Source organism: Streptomyces sp. OfavH-34-F (assembly GCF_022347745.1).
GTDB lineage: Bacteria > Actinomycetota > Actinomycetes > Streptomycetales > Streptomycetaceae > Streptomyces.
This window is the reverse complement of record NZ_JAKRGC010000102.1, coordinates 1-20,327: the sequence shown is the minus strand read 5'-3', so window position 1 is coordinate 20,327 and position 20,327 is coordinate 1. Positions and strand designations below refer to the sequence as shown.

The 20,327-nt window shown below is 71.7% G+C and carries 20 protein-coding genes and 1 tRNA gene; 18 read left to right on the top strand and 3 right to left on the bottom strand.

Going from position 1 to position 20,327, the window contains the following annotated elements:
• Nucleotides 1-334 precede the first annotated feature (334 nt).
• Entirely contained in the window at nucleotides 335-781 is a 447-nt protein-coding gene (locus tag MHW47_RS17070; protein ID WP_239224198.1) for an SRPBCC family protein, read from the top strand.
• A 39-nt stretch (nucleotides 782-820) separates the two neighbouring features.
• Nucleotides 821-892, top strand: a tRNA-Val gene (locus MHW47_RS17065).
• A 56-nt stretch (nucleotides 893-948) separates the two neighbouring features.
• Here MHW47_RS17065 and MHW47_RS17060 read toward each other — a convergent pair.
• Nucleotides 949-1,674, bottom strand: coding sequence for a 3'-5' exonuclease (locus MHW47_RS17060; RefSeq protein WP_239224196.1), 726 nt, complete (start codon nucleotides 1,672-1,674; stop codon nucleotides 949-951).
• A 265-nt stretch (nucleotides 1,675-1,939) separates the two neighbouring features.
• On the opposite strand from MHW47_RS17060, the gene thrS reads away from it, so the two are divergent.
• Nucleotides 1,940-3,916, top strand: coding sequence for a threonine--tRNA ligase (thrS, locus tag MHW47_RS17055; protein ID WP_239224194.1), 1,977 nt, complete (start codon nucleotides 1,940-1,942; stop codon nucleotides 3,914-3,916).
• Nucleotides 3,917-4,016: 100 nt separating this feature from the next.
• On the opposite strand, the gene MHW47_RS17050 is transcribed toward thrS, so the two are convergent.
• Nucleotides 4,017-4,694 (bottom strand): potassium channel family protein, encoded by a 678-nt coding sequence (locus tag MHW47_RS17050; protein WP_239224192.1) that lies wholly within the window; start codon nucleotides 4,692-4,694, stop codon nucleotides 4,017-4,019.
• A gap of 66 nt (nucleotides 4,695-4,760) precedes the next feature.
• Here MHW47_RS17050 and MHW47_RS17045 point away from each other — a divergent pair, with 66 nt between their 5' ends.
• Nucleotides 4,761-5,321, top strand: a complete 561-nt coding sequence (locus tag MHW47_RS17045) for an HIT domain-containing protein (protein WP_239224190.1) — start codon at nucleotides 4,761-4,763, stop codon at nucleotides 5,319-5,321.
• A 69-nt stretch (nucleotides 5,322-5,390) separates the two neighbouring features.
• On the opposite strand, the gene MHW47_RS17040 is transcribed toward MHW47_RS17045, so the two are convergent.
• Nucleotides 5,391-7,061, bottom strand: a complete 1,671-nt coding sequence (locus MHW47_RS17040) for a hypothetical protein (RefSeq protein WP_239224188.1) — start codon at nucleotides 7,059-7,061, stop codon at nucleotides 5,391-5,393.
• Between the two features lie 545 nt (nucleotides 7,062-7,606).
• Between MHW47_RS17040 and pgsA the strand changes: the two genes are divergently transcribed.
• From pgsA to MHW47_RS16970, 14 genes are all read left to right on the top strand, one after another.
• Entirely contained in the window at nucleotides 7,607-8,257 is a 651-nt protein-coding gene (pgsA, locus tag MHW47_RS17035) for a phosphatidylinositol phosphate synthase (RefSeq protein WP_239224186.1), read from the top strand.
• Nucleotides 8,254-9,201, top strand: a complete 948-nt coding sequence (locus MHW47_RS17030) for a phosphatidylinositol mannoside acyltransferase (protein ID WP_239224184.1) — start codon at nucleotides 8,254-8,256, stop codon at nucleotides 9,199-9,201. The genes pgsA and MHW47_RS17030 overlap by 4 nt, the downstream gene beginning before the upstream one ends.
• Nucleotides 9,198-10,355: a glycosyltransferase family 4 protein gene (locus MHW47_RS17025; protein WP_239224182.1), complete on the top strand. Its 1,158-nt coding sequence runs from the start codon at nucleotides 9,198-9,200 to the stop codon at nucleotides 10,353-10,355. The genes MHW47_RS17030 and MHW47_RS17025 overlap by 4 nt, the downstream gene beginning before the upstream one ends.
• Nucleotides 10,356-10,366: 11 nt before the next feature.
• A complete protein-coding gene (locus MHW47_RS17020) occupies nucleotides 10,367-10,912 on the top strand; it encodes a hypothetical protein (RefSeq protein WP_239224180.1) in 546 nt (181 codons plus the stop codon).
• A gap of 152 nt (nucleotides 10,913-11,064) precedes the next feature.
• Entirely contained in the window at nucleotides 11,065-11,985 is a 921-nt protein-coding gene (gene pdxS / locus MHW47_RS17015) for a pyridoxal 5'-phosphate synthase lyase subunit PdxS (protein ID WP_308381611.1), read from the top strand.
• 6 nt (nucleotides 11,986-11,991) lie between these two features.
• On the top strand, nucleotides 11,992-12,585 hold the full coding sequence (gene pdxT / locus MHW47_RS17010; RefSeq protein WP_239224178.1) for a pyridoxal 5'-phosphate synthase glutaminase subunit PdxT: 594 nt from the start codon (nucleotides 11,992-11,994) through the stop codon (nucleotides 12,583-12,585).
• A gap of 61 nt (nucleotides 12,586-12,646) precedes the next feature.
• Nucleotides 12,647-13,399 carry a YebC/PmpR family DNA-binding transcriptional regulator gene (locus tag MHW47_RS17005; RefSeq protein WP_239224176.1) on the top strand — a complete coding sequence of 251 codons (753 nt, stop codon included), beginning with the start codon at nucleotides 12,647-12,649 and terminating at the stop codon, nucleotides 13,397-13,399.
• A gap of 137 nt (nucleotides 13,400-13,536) precedes the next feature.
• On the top strand, nucleotides 13,537-14,094 hold the full coding sequence (gene ruvC, locus MHW47_RS17000) for a crossover junction endodeoxyribonuclease RuvC (RefSeq protein ID WP_239224174.1): 558 nt from the start codon (nucleotides 13,537-13,539) through the stop codon (nucleotides 14,092-14,094).
• The gene (gene ruvA, locus MHW47_RS16995) at nucleotides 14,091-14,711 is read left to right on the top strand and encodes a Holliday junction branch migration protein RuvA (protein WP_239224172.1); all 621 of its coding nucleotides are present in this window, start codon (nucleotides 14,091-14,093) and stop codon (nucleotides 14,709-14,711) included. Before ruvC ends, ruvA begins: the two co-directional genes overlap by 4 nt.
• A 74-nt stretch (nucleotides 14,712-14,785) precedes the next feature.
• Nucleotides 14,786-15,859 carry a Holliday junction branch migration DNA helicase RuvB gene (ruvB, locus tag MHW47_RS16990; RefSeq protein ID WP_239224170.1) on the top strand — a complete coding sequence of 358 codons (1,074 nt, stop codon included), beginning with the start codon at nucleotides 14,786-14,788 and terminating at the stop codon, nucleotides 15,857-15,859.
• A gap of 164 nt (nucleotides 15,860-16,023) precedes the next feature.
• Nucleotides 16,024-16,485: a preprotein translocase subunit YajC gene (gene yajC, locus MHW47_RS16985; protein ID WP_239224168.1), complete on the top strand. Its 462-nt coding sequence runs from the start codon at nucleotides 16,024-16,026 to the stop codon at nucleotides 16,483-16,485.
• 150 nt (nucleotides 16,486-16,635) lie between these two features.
• On the top strand, nucleotides 16,636-18,387 hold the full coding sequence (gene secD / locus MHW47_RS16980) for a protein translocase subunit SecD (protein ID WP_239224166.1): 1,752 nt from the start codon (nucleotides 16,636-16,638) through the stop codon (nucleotides 18,385-18,387).
• Nucleotide 18,388: 1 nt separating this feature from the next.
• Nucleotides 18,389-19,501, top strand: coding sequence for a protein translocase subunit SecF (gene secF / locus MHW47_RS16975; RefSeq protein ID WP_239224164.1), 1,113 nt, complete (start codon nucleotides 18,389-18,391; stop codon nucleotides 19,499-19,501).
• Nucleotides 19,501-20,052, top strand: a complete 552-nt coding sequence (locus MHW47_RS16970; protein ID WP_239224162.1) for an adenine phosphoribosyltransferase — start codon at nucleotides 19,501-19,503, stop codon at nucleotides 20,050-20,052. The genes secF and MHW47_RS16970 overlap by 1 nt, the downstream gene beginning before the upstream one ends.
• Nucleotides 20,053-20,327 lie beyond the last annotated feature (275 nt).

Below are 20,327 nucleotides of genomic sequence, written 5' to 3'. Positions count from 1 at the left end.
CGGACCCCTGCGGCGGCCCACCCCCCCCCGCCGCAGGCCCGGCGGGCGCAGGCCCCCCCGCCGCGACCGGACCCCGCCCCGGAGGCGGACCCCACGGCGCCGGACCGGCGGCGGGCGGGGCGGCAGTGGCCCCGAGTACCCGCACCAGCCAGGCACGCCGGGTCAGCAACTGCGCCCGGCGGGCGTCGAGACGGGCCAGTTCACGATCGAGAAGCGCCAATTCCTCGGCGGGCGGCGGCACATGTTCCATGGACGCGAGTGTGCTGCGCGCCACGCCCGGGGAACATGCGCGCGGGTACTCAGATCGCCGCCTGAGTACCCGCATCCTGGGGCGATGGACTGGAACCACTACCGATTCGTCAGCGTATGGGTGTTCCCCGCACCGCCCGGTGCCGTCTTCGCGCACCTCGCCCACATCGAGGACTACCCCCGGTGGTGGCCCCAGGTCCGCGAGGCGACCCGCTCCGACGACGGCTCCGGCACCACCCGCATCCGCTCCTTCCTCCCCTACGACGTCGTCACGACCGTGAGCGAACGGCGCCGCGACCCGGCGCGCGGCATCCTGGAGGCCGCGCTCGGCGGCGATCTCGACGGCTGGGCCCGCTGGACGGTCACCGCCTACGGCTCCGGCACCCGCGTCGTGTACGAGCAGGAGGTCGAGGTCCGCCGCGCCCTGCTGCGGGCCCTCGCCCTGCCCTGCCGGCCGGTGCTCCGCGCCAACCACGCCCTGATGATGCGCGCCGGACGCCGTGGCCTCGCGGCCGCGCTGCAAGCGGTTTGAACGACGGCCGCCCGGCCCTGTATGGTTCAACCCGTTGCCGGGCGATTAGCTCAGTGGGAGAGCGCTTCGTTCACACCGAAGAGGTCACTGGTTCGAACCCAGTATCGCCCACCCCGGAGAGGCCGGTCCGTCAGTTCACCGACGGACCGGCCTCCGTGCGTCCCGCCTCACGCGGCGGTGCGCAGCTCCGGCCGCAGCGGCCAGGCCGGGTCCACCGTCTCCGGCGTGCCGCTCCGGGCGAACCACGTCTGGAGCCGCCGCGCCTGCGCGGCGTGCCACACCGCCTGGAGCGTGTGCAACTCCGCCGGGCTCAGCCGCTCCAGCCGCGTCGCGAACCGGCGCCCCACCGCCCGGACCAGCTCCAGCGCGGCCGTCGCGTCCGCCGCCGCGTCGTGCGCCCCCACCAGCGGCACCCCGTACAGCCCACACAGATCGGTGAGCGTGCGCCGCCCCTTGCGATAGCGGTCCAGCTGCTTGTCCAGCACGCGCGGATCGAGCACGCACAGCGGCGACCGCTCCAGGTACGCCCCCAGCGACGACGCCCGATGCCGCCTCAACTCCCGGTCCAGCAGCGTCAGGTCGAACGGCGCGTTCATCACCACCAGCGGCCGGCCCGCCGCACACTGCTCGGCCAGCGCACGGGCCATCTCCTCCACCGCCGGGGCCGGCCACCGCCCGTTGCGGCGCAGATGGTCGTCCGTGAGCCCGTGGATCTCCGTCGCGCCCGGCGGCACCGGCACCCCCGGATTCACCAGCCAGCGGCTGACCCGTACCGGGCCGTCCGCCCTGTCCTGGACGACCAGGGCGGCCGAGACGATCCGGTCCCCCTCGACGTCCACCCCCGTCGTCTCCGTGTCGAAAGCGGCCAGCGGCCCTTCGAACCAGTGAGTCATCCCCGAACTCCTCGCACCCGCACGGCAGATGGCGGTCCCCCTGCCCGGTTCGGTGATACCCGCGCCCGTTGCCCGGTACGCCGTTCGCGGGCGGCCCCGTGCGGGGCCGGGAGCGTACGGCCGCTGGAGGTCCGCACGGGGGAGTGGGGGAGCGGAGAGGACTGCCGGGGCACGGCCTTTTAGCGCGGGGAGCCCTCGGCTCGGTACGATTCCCCCTGCACGCGCCAGAGGAGTGCGGTGCGCCCCCCTGAGTCAGGAGAGACCGGTGTCAGACGTCCGTGTGACCATCCAACGCGATTCCGAGCGGGAAGAGCGCGTGGTGACGACGGGCACTACGGCGGCCGACCTCTTCCCCGGCGAGCGCACCGTTGTCGCCGCCCGCGTCGGCGGCGAGCTGAAGGACCTCGCGTACGAGCTGCAGGACGGCGAGACCGTCGAGCCCGTCGAGATCTCCTCCGAGGACGGCCTGAACATCCTGCGGCACTCCACCGCGCACGTCATGGCCCAGGCCGTGCAGGAGCTCTTCCCGGAGGCCAAGCTCGGCATCGGCCCGCCGGTCAAGGACGGCTTCTACTACGACTTCGACGTCGAGAAGCCGTTCACGCCCGAGGACCTCAAGGCCATCGAGAAGAAGATGCAGGAGATCCAGAAGCGGGGCCAGAAGTTCTCCCGCCGGGTCGTGACCGACGACGCCGCCCGCGAGGAGCTGGCCGACGAGCCGTACAAGCTGGAGCTCATCGGCATCAAGGGCTCCGCCTCCTCGGACGACGGCGCGGACGTCGAGGTGGGCGGCGGCGAGCTGACCATCTACGACAACCTCGACCCGAAGACCGGCGAGCTGTGCTGGAAGGACCTCTGCCGGGGCCCCCACCTGCCCACGACCCGGTTCATCCCGGCCTTCAAGCTGATGCGGAACGCCGCCGCGTACTGGCGCGGCAGCGAGAAGAACCCGATGCTCCAGCGCATCTACGGCACCGCCTGGCCGACCAAGGACGAGCTGAAGGCGCACCTGGAGTTCCTGGAGGAGGCCGCCAAGCGGGACCACCGCAAGCTCGGCAACGAGCTGGACCTCTTCTCCTTCCCCGACGAGATCGGCCCCGGCCTCGCCGTCTTCCACCCCAAGGGCGGCGTCATCCGCCGGGCCATGGAGGACTACTCGCGCCGCCGGCACGAGGAGGAGGGCTACGAGTTCGTCTACTCGCCGCACGCCACCAAGGGCAAGCTCTTCGAGAAGTCCGGCCACCTGGACTGGTACGCCGACGGCATGTACCCGCCCATGCAGCTCGACGACGGGGTGGACTACTACCTCAAGCCGATGAACTGCCCGATGCACAACCTGATCTTCGACGCGCGCGGCCGTTCGTACCGTGAACTTCCCCTGCGACTGTTCGAGTTCGGCACGGTGTACCGGTACGAGAAGTCGGGCGTCGTGCACGGCCTGACCCGCTCGCGCGGCTTCACGCAGGACGACGCGCACATCTACTGCACTCGTGAGCAGATGGCGGAGGAGCTGGACCGGACGCTCACCTTCGTCCTGAACCTGCTCCGTGACTACGGGCTCACCGACTTCTACCTGGAGCTCTCCACCAAGGACGAGACCAAGTTCGTCGGCTCCGACGAGACCTGGGAAGAGGCCACCGAGACGCTGCGTCAGGTCGCCGAGAAGCAGGGCCTGCCCCTGGTCCCGGACCCGGGCGGGGCCGCGTTCTACGGCCCGAAGATCTCCGTGCAAGCGCGGGATGCCATCGGGCGGACCTGGCAGATGTCGACCATCCAGCTCGACTTCAACCTGCCGGAGCGGTTCGACCTGGAGTACACCGGTCCGGACGGCTCCAAGCAGCGCCCGGTCATGATCCACCGCGCGCTGTTCGGCTCCATCGAGCGCTTCTTCGCGGTGCTGCTTGAGCACTACGCGGGCGCGTTCCCGGTGTGGCTGGCCCCGGTCCAGGCGGTCGGCATCCCGATCGGCGAGGCGCACATCCCGTACCTCCAGGAGTTCGCCGCGGAGGCCCGGAAGAAGGGGCTGCGCGTCGACGTGGACGCGTCGTCGGACCGGATGCAGAAGAAGATCCGGACCCACCAGAAGGCCAAGGTGCCGTTCATGATCATCGTCGGCGACGACGACATGAACGCGGGCACGGTGTCGTTCCGGTACCGCGACGGCTCGCAGGAGAACGGCATCGCCCGTGACGAAGCGATCGCCAAGCTCGTTGACGTGGTGGAGCGTCGCGTGCAGGTGTGATCTCTTCCCTGCGTAAGCGGGGGTGACCCGGACCCGGAGAAATTCGTCGGCTCCGACGACACCTGCTCCCCGCGCGAGCGGGGCCGGGCCCCCGGACGAGCTAGCCGCTCGCCGGGGGCCCTTCCTCGTCCTCCCGCCGGAACACCTGGATCAGCCACGACGAGAACGCACCCGTCACCGCCCCCAGCAGCGCCAGGCCGCACGCCATCAGGCCCGCCGCGATGATCCGGCCCATCACCGTCACCGGCACGGCGTCCCCGTACCCCACCGTCGTCAGCGTCGCGCACGCCCACCAGGCGGCGTCCCCGAACGTGCGGATCGAGGCGTCCGGGGCGCCGTGCTCCCAGTGGTAGACGCCGAGCGCCGCCGAGAAGCCGAGCAGCAGGGCCGTCATCCCCGCGTACGCCATTACCCGCGCGTACAGGCCGAGGCGGGGGCGGTCCCGCTTGTCCTGGACCGCCGTGTACACCTGCACCATGCGCAGCGGGCGCAGCAGCGGCATGACCAGGACCAGGGTGTCGAGCCAGCGCCGGCGCGGGAAGCGGAGGCCGAGGCCGCTGAGCCGCACGCGTACCGCGTAGTCCAGGACGAAGAGCGTCCAGGTGCCGCCGACGAGGGCGAGGGAGAGGTCGTGCCAGGGCTGGGCGTCGTCCGGGGCGAGGACGCGGCAGGCGTAGCCGGCCAGGAAGACGAGGGAGGCGGCGAGGAGCGGGACCTCGGTGCGCCCCTCCCAGCGGGTGAGAGCGGGTGGGGGACGGTCCGGGGTGCGCGCGCTCATAGGCCCAGCATCGCGGTGCGTGAACGGGAACCGCCCCGGCGACACGCTCCGCACAGGTGAAGCAATATGCTGGCCGGCATGACGAGTGAGCCGGAGCAGCAGATCGGAGTGGGGACGCCCGACGCGTTCCAGCGCCTGTGGACGCCCCACCGGATGGCGTACATCCAGGGGGAGAACAAGCCGACCGGTCCCGAGGCGGGGGACGGCTGCCCGTTCTGCGGGATTCCGGAGAAGTCGGACGAGGACGGGCTCGTCGTCGCGCGCGGTGCGAAGGTGTACGCCGTGCTGAACCTCTACCCGTACAACGGCGGCCACCTGATGGTGGTGCCGTACCGGCACGTCGCGGACTACACGGAGCTGGACGGTCCGGAGACGGCGGAGCTGGCCGATTTCACCAAGCGGGCGATGACCGCGCTGCGGGAGGCCTCGGGGGCGCACGGCTTCAACATCGGGATGAACCAGGGCGCGGTGGCGGGTGCGGGCATCGCCGCGCATCTGCACCAGCACCTGGTGCCCCGGTGGGGCGGGGACGCCAACTTCATGCCGGTGGTGGGGCACACGCGGGTGCTGCCGCAGCTGCTGGCGGACACGCGGAAGATGCTGGCGGACGCCTGGCCCGCCGCCTGACCCCGCTCTCGCCCGCCGGTGGGGCGCTCCGGACGCGGTCCGGGGCGCCCCACCGGCGTGGGCGGGCGGCTACGCGTCGTAGAGGTCGGCCTTGCCGGGGGTCGGGGCCTGGACCAGTCCGCTCAGGACCGACGAGCGGTTGGTGAAGCGTTCGGTGTCGACGCCGTGTTCCTCCAGGACCTTGATGGCGGCGTTGTGGACGACGCGCAGGACGGGGGTGGCGGCGCGCATGGCGTCGTCGGCCATGAAGCGGTGGCGCCAGGGCTTCTCGGCCCAGGCGTGCCGGAGGCCGAAGGGCTCGGGCAGGGCGATCTTCCCGCCGAGGTAGTCCAGCAGCGGCGGGTACCAGGTGAAGGGGGCGCGCAGGGCGAGCCGGGTGACCTCGGAGGCGTCGACGAGGGAGAGGGTGATGTCGCGGGTCTCCCAGAACCGGACGGTCTTGTTGACGGTCCTGGTCTTCGCGGCGGGCTTGCTGGTGAAGAGGGAGTGGACGGGGCCGAGGGCGTGTCCGGTGACCTCGATGCGCAGGGTCTCGTAGAGGACGGTGACCGTGATCATCATGGTGATGACGAGCTGGCCGTCCCAGAGGGTGAACTGGACGCCGAGGTAGTGGCGGTTGCCGCCGCCGAACTGCTGGTGGTTGCAGATCCGCTGTATCTCGTGCGGCTTGATCTGGTAGGTGGCGACGTCCTCGCCCTGGGGGCGGGTGACGCTGTCGGCGTTCTCCCCGATGGGGGTGACGATCCAGTGGGTGACGGACGGGGTGGGGAATCCGCCGGTGTTGAGGGGGCCGCGTTCCAGCAGCTTCAGCTGGTCGTGGATGACGCGGATGACGTCCCAGCTGCGGAACTGGTGGATCTCCTTGCCGGGGTCCTTGGGGACGAGGTCCTCGGCGAGGTGCCAGCTGCCCCAGCGGGTGCCCATGCCGAGGATGCCCTTGGGCCCGGCGTAGAAGACGGAGTTGGACGCCTGTTCGGCGGCGAGCTTCTCGAGGCCCTGGCGCAGGGCCTCGCGGGCCGTCTCGCTGGGGTTCTTCGGTACGGCTTCGGGGATCTTCGTGATGACGCCGCCGCCGGAGAGCAGGCCCTCCCAGCGGGCGCGCATGTCCTGGGCGGACCTCTCCGCGACGCGCCGGGCGAGGTACCAGCCGATGACGGGGGCGACGAACATCAGGCGCAGGTACAGGCCGAGGAGGCCGGTCAGCGGCAGCTTGACCATGAGGACGACGATGCCGATGCCGAGGAGCGGCAGCAGGCTGTTGCCGAGGAGGGTGATGCCCTTGTCCTTGGTCTTCGCGAAGCCGTCGCGGAGGCGGAAGACGAGGACCCACAGCAGCATGCCGGGCAGGAAGAGGAAGCCGAACAGGGCGGTGATGACGGTGAGTCTGGTGTCGCGGGTCTTGCGCAGGCGGCTCGCGGCCAGGCAGTGCTCGACGACGGTCTGCGGGTCGGTGCCGAAGGACTGGATGAGGTCCTTGCGGGCGCCGCCGAGCATGCGTTCCTGGACGGCGCGGGAGAACGCCTCGCCGAGGTTGGGCTTGAAGTAGTCCGAGGTGAAGAACTTGGAACGGCCCGCCTTGACCTCGGACTTGTGCCACTCGCTGTTGGCTTTGAGGATGTCCTCCACCGGGCTGTCGCGGTACGCCGCGGAGGCGAGGGCGTTGGTCGCCACCGCCGCGCTCGCCGATCCCTGGAGCGGAATCTGTGCTCCGGGTGAGAAATCGAATCCGTTGCTGGCCACTTGTCGCCCCCACTCGCCACCGAGGAACCGCTCCTGCGGCTTTTCCCAACTGCCGTGCCCGGCACACTTTCTGAGTCGGGGCTCCAGCGTATCGTCCGGAAACGCGCGCCGTCCGGCCCTGTGGACAACGCGTCGCGGAGCGTTTCAGCCGTTCCGGGCGCGTACGCGGGCGCATGCGTCGCCCGCCTGTTCGGTTCCGGTGGCCGGGCCGCCCGGCCGGCGGCGCCCGCGGTATTCCGGGCTCGGCGCTCCCGCGGACGCCGACCGCGGCTCGCGCTCCCGGTGCCGGGGTGCCCGGACGGTGCGGGCCGCCGGGCGTGACTACGATGGGCCCCCGGAGGGCGCTGAAGGCCCCGGCCGGGCCCGCGACGCCCGGCACGCACGTCCGCGGCGCAGCCGAAACGTCTCGATGGTCCGCCAGGGAGACGCTCCGGCGCCTCGCAGCCGACGCACCGGACGCCGTTCCCTGCGTCCGGCCAGGACCCACGGCGCCCTCCCGCCGGTGGCCGACGGGGTCACACGGCCCACCGACCCTCGGGAAGGCCATGCTGAACAAGTACGCGCGTGCCTTTTTCACGCGTGTTCTCACGCCGTTCGCCGCCCTGCTCCTGCGTCTCGGCGTGAGCCCTGACGCCGTCACCCTCATCGGCACGGCCGGGGTGATGGCCGGTGCGCTGGTCTTCTTCCCGATGGGGGAGTTCTTCTGGGGCACGATCGTCATCACGATCTTCGTGTTCTCCGACCTCGTGGACGGGAACATGGCGCGCCAGGCCGGCATCTCCAGCCGGTGGGGGGCGTTCCTGGACTCCACGCTCGACCGGGTCGCGGACGGGGCCATCTTCGGCGGCTTCGCCCTCTGGTACGCGGGCAGGGGCGACGACAACATCCTGTGCGCGGTCGCGATCTTCTGCCTCGCCAGCGGCCAGGTGGTCTCCTACACCAAGGCGCGCGGCGAGTCGATCGGCCTGCCGGTGGCGGTCAACGGGCTCGTGGAGCGCGCCGAGCGCCTGGTGATCTCGCTGGTGGCGGCCGGTCTCGCGGGGCTGCACGCGTTCGGGGTGCCGGGCATCCAGGTGCTGCTGCCGATCGCGCTGTGGATCGTCGCCGTCGGCAGCCTGGTGACGCTGGTCCAGCGCGTCGTCACCGTGCGCCGCGAGTCCGCCGAGGCGGACGCCGCCGACGCGGCCGGGCAGTGAGCGGCCCCGGCCCGGACGCGCGGCCGGGCGTGCGGGAGCGGTTGAGCGACGCGCTGTACGGGCTGGGCTGGGCGGCGGTCAAGACGCTGCCCGAGCCGGCCGCGCGGGCCCTGTTCCGTACCCTCGCCGACCAGGTGTGGAAGCGGCGCGGCCGCAGCGTGCTGCGCCTGGAGTCCAACCTCGCGCGGGTCGTGCCGGACGCCGACGCGGCCCGGCTCGCCGCCCTGTCGCGCGCGGGCATGCGCTCGTACATGCGCTACTGGATGGAGTCGTTCCGGCTGCCCACCTGGAGCCCGGAGCGGATCAAGGCGTCCATCGACGTCACGGACGCCCACCGGCTGACGGACGGCCTCGCGTCGGGGCGCGGGGTGATCCTCGCCCTGCCGCACCTGGGCAACTGGGACCTGGCCGGGGCGTGGGTGACCACCGACCTCAAGGTGCCGTTCACGACGGTCGCCGAGCGGCTGAAGCCCGAATCCCTGTACGACCGGTTCGTCGCCTACCGCGAGGGCCTGGGCATGGAGGTGCTGCCGCACAACGGCGGCGCCGCGTTCGGGACGCTGGCCCGGCGGCTGCGGTCGGGCGGCCTGGTCTGCCTGGTCGCCGACCGCGACCTGTCCGCCTCCGGGGTGGAGGTGTCGTTCTTCGGCGACACGGCCCGGATGCCCGCCGGCCCCGCGCTGCTCGCCCAGCAGACCGGGGCGCTGCTGCTGCCGGTGACCCTCGCCTACGACGACACGCCGGTGATGAAGGCCCGGGTCCATCCGCCCGTCGAGGTGCCCGAGTCGGGCGACCGGGCGGAGCGGACGGCCCGGATGACCCAGGCCCTGGCCGACGCGTTCGCCCTGGGCATCGCCGAGCACCCCGAGGACTGGCACATGCTGCAACGGCTCTGGCTCGCCGACCTCGAACCCCGCGATGACCGGAGCGGAGGAGCGACGTGAAGATCGGCATCGTCTGCCCGTACTCCTGGGACGTACCGGGCGGTGTGCAGTTCCACATCCGCGACCTGGCCGAACACCTCATCCGGCTCGGCCACGACGTGTCCGTGCTGGCGCCCGCCGACGACGAGACGCCGCTGCCGCCGTACGTGGTCTCCGCCGGGCGGGCCGTGCCGGTGCCGTACAACGGCTCCGTGGCCCGGCTCAACTTCGGCTTCCTGTCGGCGGCGCGGGTGCGGCGCTGGCTGCACGAGGGCACCTTCGACGTCGTCCACATCCACGAGCCCACCTCGCCGTCGCTGGGGCTGCTGACCTGCTGGGCGGCGCGGGGACCGATCGTCGCCACGTTCCACACGTCCAACCCGCGCTCCCGCGCGATGATCGCCGCCTACGCCATCCTGCAGGCCGCCCTGGAGAAGATCAGCGCGCGGATCGCGGTCAGCGAGTACGCCCGCCGGACCCTCGTCGAACACCTCGGCGGGGACGCCGTCGTCATCCCGAACGGCGTGGACGTCGACTTCTTCGCCGGAGCCGAGCCCCGGCCGGAGTGGCAGGGCGGCACCATCGGCTTCATCGGGCGCATCGACGAGCCGCGCAAGGGCCTGCCCGTCCTGATGCGCGCGCTGCCCGCCATCCTCGAAGCCCGCCCGGAGACCAGGCTGCTGGTGGCCGGCCGGGGCGACGAGGAGGAGGCCGTCGCCTCGCTGCCCCCCGAGATGCGCGCCCGGGTGGAGTTCCTCGGCATGGTCAGCGACGAGGACAAGGCGCGGCTGCTGCGCAGCGTCGACCTGTACGTGGCGCCCAACACCGGCGGCGAGAGCTTCGGCATCATCCTGGTCGAGGCCATGTCGGCGGGCGCGCCGGTCCTCGCCAGCGATCTCGACGCCTTCGCACAGGTCCTGGACCAGGGCGCGGCGGGCGAACTGTTCGCCAACGAGAACGCGGACGCGCTGGCCCGGGCGGCGGTCCGGCTGCTGGGCGACCCGCAACGGCGCGCCGAACTGCGCGAGAGGGGCAGCGCCCACGTACGCCGCTTCGACTGGTCGACGGTCGGGGCGGACATCCTCGCCGTGTACGAGACGGTGACCGACGGGGCCGCCTCGGTGGCGGCGGACGAGCGCACCGGACTGCGCGGCCGGTTCGGGCCCGCCCGGTAGCCTGTCGGCCCGTGACCGCAACCCTCATCTGGGCCCTCGTCGTCCTCGTCGCGATCGGCCTGTACCTCAGCTGGACCGCCGGCCGCCTCGACCGGCTGCACACCCGGATCGACGCGGCCCGGGCCGCCCTCGACGCGCAACTGCTGCGCCGGGCCTCGGTCACCCAGGAACTCGCCACCTCCGGGGTGCTCGACCCGGCCTCCTCGATCGTGCTGTACGAGGCCGCGCACGCCGCCCGCCAGTCCCCGCAGGAGCAGCGGGAGGTCGCCGAGAGCGAGTTGAGCGCCGCCCTGCGCGCGGTGTTCGGCGAGAGCGAGCAGGTGGAGGCGGTGCGGGAGATCCCCGGCGGCCAGGAGGCGGCGTCCGAGCTGGCGGCCGCGGTGCGCCGGGTGCCGATGGCGCGCCGCTTCCACAACGACGCGGTCCGGGCGGCGCGGGCGCTGCGCCGTCACCGCACGGTGCGCTGGTTCCGGCTCGCGGGGCACGCCCCGTTCCCGCTGGCCTTCGAGATGGACGACGAGCCGCCGGTGGCCCTGGCGGACCGCCCCGGCACCTGACGGACGGTGGCCCGGTCCGTTCCCACGGGGGGCGAGCCAAAACGAGCCACCGGCCACCCATTGGCCCTTGCTGTGGACTGGTCGCGGGGCGTTTGCTCGGGTGTGCGCCTTTGGGCGCCCCCGCATCCGCTTCCCCACAGTGAGGTCGATCCGTGTCCACACTCCCCAGCACCCCGCAGTCCCCCGACGCCCCGGCCACCGGTACCGCCCGCGTCAAGCGCGGCATGGCCGAGCAGCTCAAGGGCGGCGTGATCATGGACGTCGTCAACGCCGAGCAGGCGAAGATCGCCGAGGACGCGGGCGCCGTGGCCGTCATGGCCCTGGAGCGGGTGCCGGCCGACATCCGCAAGGACGGCGGCGTGGCCCGGATGTCCGACCCGAACATGATCGAGGAGATCATCGAGGCGGTCTCCATCCCGGTGATGGCCAAGTCCCGCATCGGGCACTTCGTCGAGGCCCAGGTGCTCCAGTCCCTCGGCGTCGACTACATCGACGAGTCCGAGGTCCTGACCCCGGCCGACGAGGTCAACCACAGCGACAAGTTCGCCTTCACCACGCCGTTCGTCTGCGGGGCCACCAACCTGGGCGAGGCGCTGCGGCGGATCGCCGAGGGCGCGGCCATGATTCGCTCCAAGGGCGAGGCCGGCACCGGCAACGTCGTCGAGGCCGTCCGTCACCTGCGCCAGATCAAGAACGAGATCGCCCGGCTGCGCGGCTACGACAACAACGAGCTGTACGCCGCCGCCAAGGAGCTGCGCGCCCCCTACGAGCTGGTCAAGGAGGTCGCCGAGCTGGGCAAGCTGCCCGTCGTGCTGTTCTCCGCGGGCGGTGTCGCCACCCCGGCGGACGCGGCGCTGATGCGGCAGCTCGGGGCCGAGGGCGTCTTCGTCGGCTCCGGCATCTTCAAGTCCGGCGACCCGGCCAAGCGCGCCGCCGCCATCGTGAAGGCCACCACCTTCTTCGACGACCCGAAGATCATCGCGGACGCCTCCCGCAACCTGGGCGAGGCCATGGTCGGCATCAACTGCGACACGCTGCCCGAGGCCGAGCGCTACGCGAACCGCGGCTGGTAAGCAGCGATGAGCGACACGCCTGTGATCGGCGTCCTGGCCCTCCAGGGCGACGTGCGGGAACACCTGATCGCCCTGGCCTCGGCGAACGCCCTGGCCAGGCCGGTCCGGCGGCCCGAGGAGCTGGCGGAGGTGGACGGCCTGGTCCTGCCCGGCGGCGAGTCCACCACCATGTCCAAGCTGGCCGCCCTGTTCGGCCTGCTGGAGCCCCTGCGCGAGCGCATCGCGGCCGGTATGCCGGTCTACGGCACCTGCGCCGGGATGATCCTCCTCGCCGACAAGATCCTCGACCCGCGCGCGGGCCAGGAGACGCTCGGCGGCATCGACATGATCGTGCGCCGCAACGCCTTCGGGCGGCAGAACGAGTCCTTCGAGGCGGCCGTCGACGTCGCCGGGATCGACGGCGGACCGGTCGAGGGCGTCTTCATCCGGGCCCCCTGGGTCGAGTCGGTGGGCGCCCGCGCGAAGGTCGTCGCCGAGCACGGCGGACACATCGTGGCGGTACGGCAGGAAAACGCGCTCGCCACGTCGTTCCACCCGGAACTGACCGGCGATCACCGGCTCCACGCGTACTTCACCGAGATGGTGCGCACGGCCGGGTGACTCGATCCCGGTAGGATCTCTCGGGTTCGTACGGAATTTGGTGACGCGAAGGAGAAGGCAGATGTCCGGCCACTCTAAATGGGCTACGACGAAGCACAAGAAGGCCGTGATTGACGCCAAGCGCGGCAAGCTCTTCGCGAAGCTGATCAAGAACATCGAGGTCGCGGCCCGCACCGGTGGTGTGGACCCCGAGGGCAACCCGACTCTCGTGGACGCGATCCAGAAGGCGAAGAAGAGTTCGGTCCCGAACAAGAACATCGACTCCGCGGTCAAGCGCGGCGGTGGTCTCGAGGCCGGTGGCGTCGACTACCAGACGATCATGTACGAGGGTTACGGACCCAACGGTGTCGCGGTGCTCATCGAGTGCCTCACCGACAACCGCAACCGCGCCGCCTCCGACGTACGCGTCGCCATGACGCGCAACGGCGGCTCGATGGCCGACCCCGGTTCCGTCTCGTACCTCTTCAACCGCAAGGGCGTCGTCATCGTCCCCAAGGGCGAGCTGACCGAGGACGACGTGCTCGGTGCCGTCCTCGAAGCGGGCGCCGAGGAGGTCAACGACCTCGGTGACACCTACGAGGTCGTCAGCGAGGCCACCGACCTCGTCGCGGTCCGCACCGCGCTCCAGCAGGCGGGCATCGACTACGACTCGGCCGAGGCCAACTTCCTGCCCACCATGCAGGTCGACCTCGACGAGGAGGGCGCCCGCAAGATCTTCAAGCTGATCGACGCGCTGGAGGACAGCGACGACGTGCAGAACGTCTTCGCCAACTTCGACGTCAGCGACGAGGTCATGGCCAAGGTGGACGCCTAGAGCGGACACGCCCCGGGGCACGACAGGGCTGCCGCCGACGGGCCGGCGGGGGACACACCCCGTCGGCCCGTCGCGTTGTCGGTGGTGACCGATAACCTGCTGGAACAGATGACCGATCGGCAGGGAGGGGGCGGACCGTGCGCGTGCTCGGCGTGGACCCAGGTCTGACCAGGTGCGGGGTCGGCGTCGTCGAGGGCGTCGCGGGACGGCCCCTGACCATGCGCGGCGTGGGCGTCGTCCGCACCCCCGCCGACGCCGAACTGGGCGACCGCCTGGTGGCCATCGAGCGCGGCATCGAGGACTGGCTCGACGAACACCGCCCCGACTGCGTCGCCGTCGAACGCGTCTTCGCCCAGCACAACGTCCGTACGGTGATGGGCACCGCCCAGGCCAGCGCCGTCGCCATGCTCTGCGCCGCCCGGCGCGGCCTCCCCGTCGCCCTGCACACCCCCAGCGAGGTCAAGGCGGCCGTCTCCGGCAGCGGACGCGCCGACAAGGCCCAGGTCGGCGCCATGGTCACCCGCCTCCTGCGGCTGGACGCCCCGCCGAAACCGGCCGACGCCGCCGACGCCCTGGCGCTCGCCATCTGCCACATCTGGCGCGCCCCCGCCCTCAACCGCCTCCAGCAGGCGCACGCGGCGGCCGCCCGCACCTCGCGCACCACCGCCGTTCCCGTCCGGAAGGTCCCCCGATGATCGCCTTCGTCAGCGGCCCCGTCGCCGCGCTCGCCCCGACCACGGCCGTCATCGAGGTCGGCGGCATCGGCATGGCCGTCCAGTGCGCGCCCAACACCCTGGCCGGCCTGCGGGTCGGCGAGCAGGCCAGGCTCGCCACCTCCCTCGTCGTTCGCGAGGACTCGCTGACCCTCTACGGCTTCGCCGACGACGACGAACGGCAGGTCTTCGAACTCCTCCAGACCGCCAGCGGCGTCGGCCCCCGCCTCGCCCAGGCCATGCTCGCCACGCACACCCCGGACGCCCTGCGCCTCGCCGTCGCCACCGGGGACGAGAAGGCCCTCACCGCGGTCTCCGGCATCGGCAAGAAGGGCGCCCAGAAGCTCCTGCTCGAACTGAAGGACCGGCTCGGCGAACCCATCGGCGCCCCCGGCCAGGGCGCCAGAGCGGCCGTCCCCGCCTCCTGGCGCGACCAGCTCCAGGCCGCGCTCATCGGCCTCGGCTACGCCACCCGCGAGGCGGACGAAGCCGTGGCCGCCGTCGCACCGCAGGCCGAGGAAGCCCTGGCCGCAGGCGGTACGGCCCCCGTGCCGCAGCTTCTGCGCGCCGCCCTGCAGACCCTCAACCGGGCGCGCTGAACCCCGGGCCACCCTTCCGCGCCCGGTCGGCCACCCCGGCCGGGACACCGACGCATCCGAGGCTGAGAGACGACATGAACTGGGACGACACCGGCGCCGGCACGGACGAACGGTTCGACGAACGCCTGGTCGACGCCGGAGCCGACGGCGACGACACCGCGGTCGAGGCGGCGCTGCGCCCCAAGGACCTCGACGAGTTCGTCGGCCAGGAAAAGGTGCGCGAACAGCTCGACCTCGTCCTCAAGGCCGCCCGCGCCCGCGGCGCCACCGCCGACCACGTGCTGCTCTCCGGCGCCCCCGGCCTCGGCAAGACCACCCTGTCCATGATCATCGCGGCGGAGATGAACGCCCCGATCCGCATCACCTCGGGCCCCGCCATCCAGCACGCCGGCGACCTCGCGGCGATCCTCTCCTCGCTCCAGGAGGGCGAGGTCCTGTTCCTGGACGAGATCCACCGCATGTCCCGGCCCGCCGAGGAGATGCTGTACATGGCCATGGAGGACTTCCGGGTCGACGTCATCGTCGGCAAGGGCCCCGGCGCCACCGCGATCCCGCTGGAGCTGCCCCCGTTCACCCTGGTCGGCGCCACCACCCGGGCCGGGCTGCTGCCGCCCCCGCTGCGCGACCGCTTCGGCTTCACCGGCCACATGGAGTTCTACACCCCCGCCGAGCTGGAATGCGTGATCCACCGCTCCGCCCGTCTGCTCGACGTCGAGACGGACGCCGACGGGGCCGCCGAGATCGCCGGCCGCTCCCGGGGCACGCCCCGCATCGCGAACCGGCTGCTGCGCCGCGTACGGGACTACGCCCAGGTCAAGGCCGACGGCCGGATCGACCGGGAGACCGCCGCGGCGGCCCTCGGGGTGTACGAGGTCGACGCCCGCGGGCTGGACCGGCTGGACCGGGCGGTGCTGGGGGCCCTGCTCAAGCTGTTCGGCGGCGGCCCGGTCGGCCTGTCCACGCTCGCGGTCGCCGTGGGGGAGGAGCGCGAGACCGTCGAGGAGGTCGCCGAGCCCTTCCTCGTACGCGAAGGACTGCTGGCCAGGACGCCGCGCGGACGGGTCGCCACACCGGCGGCCTGGGCCCACCTCGGAATGGTCCCGCCGCAGCACGGCGTAACGGGACAACAGGGCCTGTTCGGGGCGTGATGCGTCACAGGTTGCCCGGGAGCGGAACCACGGTGCCATGCTGGGCGTTGTTCCATCGATACGGACTCGCTTAGACTCCGCCGATGCCGCCCCTTGGGGGCGGTGTGCCCACCCCCGAAGACCAGGCCGCTCTCCATCGCGGTCGTGCGAAGGAAAATCGTCCCGTGAATCCCCTGACTCTCCTCCCCCTCATCGTGCTCATCGGGGCCATGTTCCTGATGACGCGGTCCGCCAAGAAGAAGCAGGCGGCGGCTGCGGCGATGCGCGACGAAATGCAGCCCGGCACCGGCGTCCGCACGATCGGGGGGATGTACGCCACCGTCAAGGAGCTGCACGACGACACGGTCCTCCTCGAGGTTGCTCCCGGCGTCCACGCCGTTTACGCCAAGAACGCCATCGGCGCCGTTCTCGACGACGCGGAGTACAACCGCATCGTCCACGGCGACGAGCCCGAGCTCGACGTCGACGGCGCGATCGTGCCGGACGACGCCTCCTCGCTCACCGGCCCCGACACCGACGACGCCAAGACCGACCTGGTCAAGAAGACCGACTCGGACGAGGGCGACGAGGACGCGGCCGGCAGCAAGGCCGAGGGCAAGCGCGACGGCGAGACCGACTCGAAGTAGCGCACATCGACGCGGGGAGGCCGGGTGCCGAGGGCGCCCGGCCGTCCCCGGTCCGTGGGCTCATTTCGAGGGGGCGGGCCCCCCACTTAACTTCGTGGCCGCTCGGGCGCGTACCCGGCGCGGGGCGGTTGGACAGGGAGAAACGACAAGGTGGCAGCACCGAAGAAAGGCCGTGGCGCGGCCGGTGGTCAGGGGAAGCCGGGGCGATCTCTGGCGTTGATCCTGATCGCCGTGGTCGCGCTGACGGGCGGGATGTTCCTGGCCCACCAGCCGACGCCGCGACTCGGCATCGACCTGGCGGGCGGCACGTCCATCACGCTGGAGGCCAAGGCCGAGCCCGGCCAGGAGTCGGCGATCAACAAGACCAACATGGACACCGCGGTCGAGATCATGAACCGCCGTGTCAACGGTCTCGGGGTCAGTGAGGCCGAGGTCCAGACCCAGGGCAACAGCAACATCATCGTCAACATTCCCAAGGGCACGAACTCCGCCCAGGCCCGGAAGCAGGTCGGTACCACGGCCAAGCTGTACTTCCGGCCGGTGCTGACCGTCGCCCAGGGAACGCCCACGCCGGCGCCCAGCGCCTCACCGTCCGGCAAGGCCAGCGCGTCGCCGTCACCCAAGGCCTCCCCACCGGACGAAGCCTCGGACGGCGACAAGGGCGAGGAGGGCGAGCATGCCGGCTCCTCGACCGAGCCGTCCGCCTCCGCCACCGCCCAGGGCCGCGCCGTCACCGGCGCCCTGAAGGCCGACGCCTCCCCGACCCCCAAGGCCAGCAAGTCCGCGTCCGCCGAGGACGAGGCCGCCGCCGCGAAGCTGCAGAAGCAGTTCGAGGCGCTGGACTGCTCCACCAAGGAATCGCGCTCCAAGGCCGCCCGCGGCGGCAAGGCCGAGGACACGGTCGTGGCCTGCAGCTCCGAGGGCGACGTCAAGTACGTGCTCGGCCCGGCCGAGGTCTCCGGCACCGAGGTCGACAGCGCCAGGGCCAACTTCGACCAGCAGCGCGGCATGTGGATCGTGCAGATGGAGTTCTCCGACAAGGGCTCCAAGCAGTTCCAGACGATCACCAAGAAGCTCTCCGCGCAGCAGGAGCCCCAGAACCAGTTCGCCATCGCCCTCGACGGCGAGGTCGTCTCGGCCCCCCGCGTCAACAGCACGCTGAGCGGCAGCGCCGAGATCTCCGGCAGCTTCGACCAGGCATCCGCCGAGGACCTGGCCAACGTCCTCTCCTACGGCGCCCTCCCGCTCTCCTTCAAGGAGCAGAGCGTCACCACCGTCACCGCCGCCCTCGGCGGCGAGCAGCTGCGGGCCGGGCTCATCTCCGGCGCCATCGGCCTCGCGCTCGTGGTGATCTACCTGGTGGCCTACTACCGCGGACTGGCGTTCATCGCCCTCCTCAGCCTCCTGGTCTCCGGCATCCTCAGCTACACGATCATGGCGCTCCTCGGCCCGGCCATCGGCTTCGCGCTGAACCTGCCGGCCGTCTGCGGCGCCATCGTGGCGATCGGTATCACCGCGGACTCCTTCATCGTGTACTTCGAACGCGTGAGGGACGAGATCCGCGAGGGCCGCACGCTGAGGCCGGCCGTCGAGCGGGGCTGGCCGCGCGCCCGCCGCACCATCCTGGTCTCCGACTTCGTGTCGTTCCTCGCCGCCGCCGTGCTCTTCATCGTCACCGTCGGCAAGGTCCAGGGCTTCGCGTTCACGCTGGGGCTCACCACGCTGCTCGACATCGTCGTGGTCTTCCTCTTCACCAAGCCGCTGCTGACGATCATGGCCCGGAAGAAGTTCTTCGCCAGCGGCCACCCGTGGTCCGGCCTGGACCCGAAGCGCCTGGGCGCCAAGCCGCCGCTGCGGCGCTCCCGCCGTGTCAACGCCCCCACCGAACCGAAGGAGGCGTGAGATGTCGCGACTCGGGAATCTCGGCGCCCGCCTCTACCGAGGCGAGGTCGGCTACGACTTCATCGGCAAGCGCAAGATCTGGTACGGCGTCTCCGTCCTGATCACCATCACGGCCATCCTCGGCCTGGTGGTCAGCGGTCTGAACATGGGCATCGAGTTCAAGGGCGGTGCCGTCTTCACCACCCCGAAGACGAGCGTGACCGTGGCCGAGGCGGAGGACCTGGCCACGGAGGCCTCCGGCCACCAGGCCATCGTCCAGAAGCTCGGCAACGGCGGTCTGCGTGTCCAGATCACCGAGGTGGACACCAAGAAGTCCGACGAGATCCAGGACAAGCTCGCCGCCGACCTCGGCGTCCCGCGCGCGAAGATCGCCGCGGACCTCGTCGGGCCCAGCTGGGGCGAGCAGATCGCCAACAAGGCGTGGACCGGTCTCGGCGTCTTCATGCTGCTGGTCGTCATCTACCTGGCGATCGCGTTCGAGTGGCGGATGGCCGTCGCGGCTCTCGTCGCGCTGATCCACGACATCACGATCACGGTCGGTGTCTACGCCCTGGTCGGCTTCGAGGTCACGCCGGGCACCGTGATCGGTCTGCTCACGATTCTCGGTTACTCCCTCTACGACACGGTCGTCGTCTTCGACAGCCTCAAGGAGGGCACGCACGGGATCACCCGGCAGACCCGCTACACCTACAGCGACATCGCCAACCGCTCCATCAACAGCACGCTGGTCCGCTCGATCAACACCACCGTCGTCGCGCTGCTGCCGGTCGCCGGCCTGCTGTTCATCGGTGGCGGTGTCCTCGGCGCCGGCATGCTGAACGACATCTCGCTGGCCCTCTTCGTCGGCCTCGCGGCCGGTGCGTACTCCTCGATCTTCATCGCGACCCCGCTGGTCGCGGACCTCAAGGAGTTCGAGCCGCAGATGAAGGCCCTCAAGAAGCGGGTCCTCGCCAAGCGCGCGGCCGCCGCCGCCAAGGGCGAGAACCCGGACGCGGAGGACACCGAGGGCGACGCCTACGCGGACGACGACGCCGCGCCCGCCGGTGCCGGCGCGGTCGTCGGCCAGCGCCGCCAGCCCCGCCGGGGCCACGGCCGGACCCCGGGGAAGCGCTGATGGCCGGCACCACCGAGGCCACCAGGGACCTCCTGCTCAGCCGCATCCGCGACGTGGCGGACTACCCCAAGCCGGGCGTGATGTTCAAGGACATCACTCCGCTGCTCGCGGACCCGGTCGCGTTCACGGCGCTCACCGACACCCTCGCGGAGCTGTGCCTGCGGCACGGCGCCACGAAGATCGTCGGCCTGGAGGCCCGCGGCTTCATCCTGGCCGCGCCCGTCGCGGTCCGGGCCGGGCTCGGCTTCGTACCGGTCCGCAAGGCCGGGAAGCTCCCCGGGGCCACGCTCAGCCAGGCGTACGAGCTGGAGTACGGCACCGCCGAGATCGAGATCCACGCGGAGGACCTGTCCGCCGACGACCGGATCATGGTCATCGACGACGTCCTGGCCACCGGAGGCACCGCCGACGCCTCCCTGGAGCTGATCCGCCGGGCCGGCGCCCAGGTCGCCGGCGTCGCCGTCCTCATGGAGCTGGGCTTCCTGAACGGCCGGGCCCGTCTCGCCGACGGCCTGCGCGGGGCCCCGCTGGAGGCCCTGATCACGGTCTGAGGCGCGGCCGCTCCGCATCCGACGGGCACCCGGGAACAACCGGGTGCCCGTCGGCGTTGTGCGGGCTCCCACGATCCCCGGGGGAGGACCGGCCCCCGGGTCGTTACGATGGCCTTTCCGGGTGTCCGGACCGCACGAGGAGCGCCCTTGCCAGACGAGGCCCAGCCAGCCGCCGCCCCGCAGCCCGACAAGCCCGCGGCGGCCCCCGTCACGCCCGCGAAGCAGCAGCCCGCGGAGAAGCCGAAGCCCCCGGCGCCCCAGCCCGGCACGGGCCC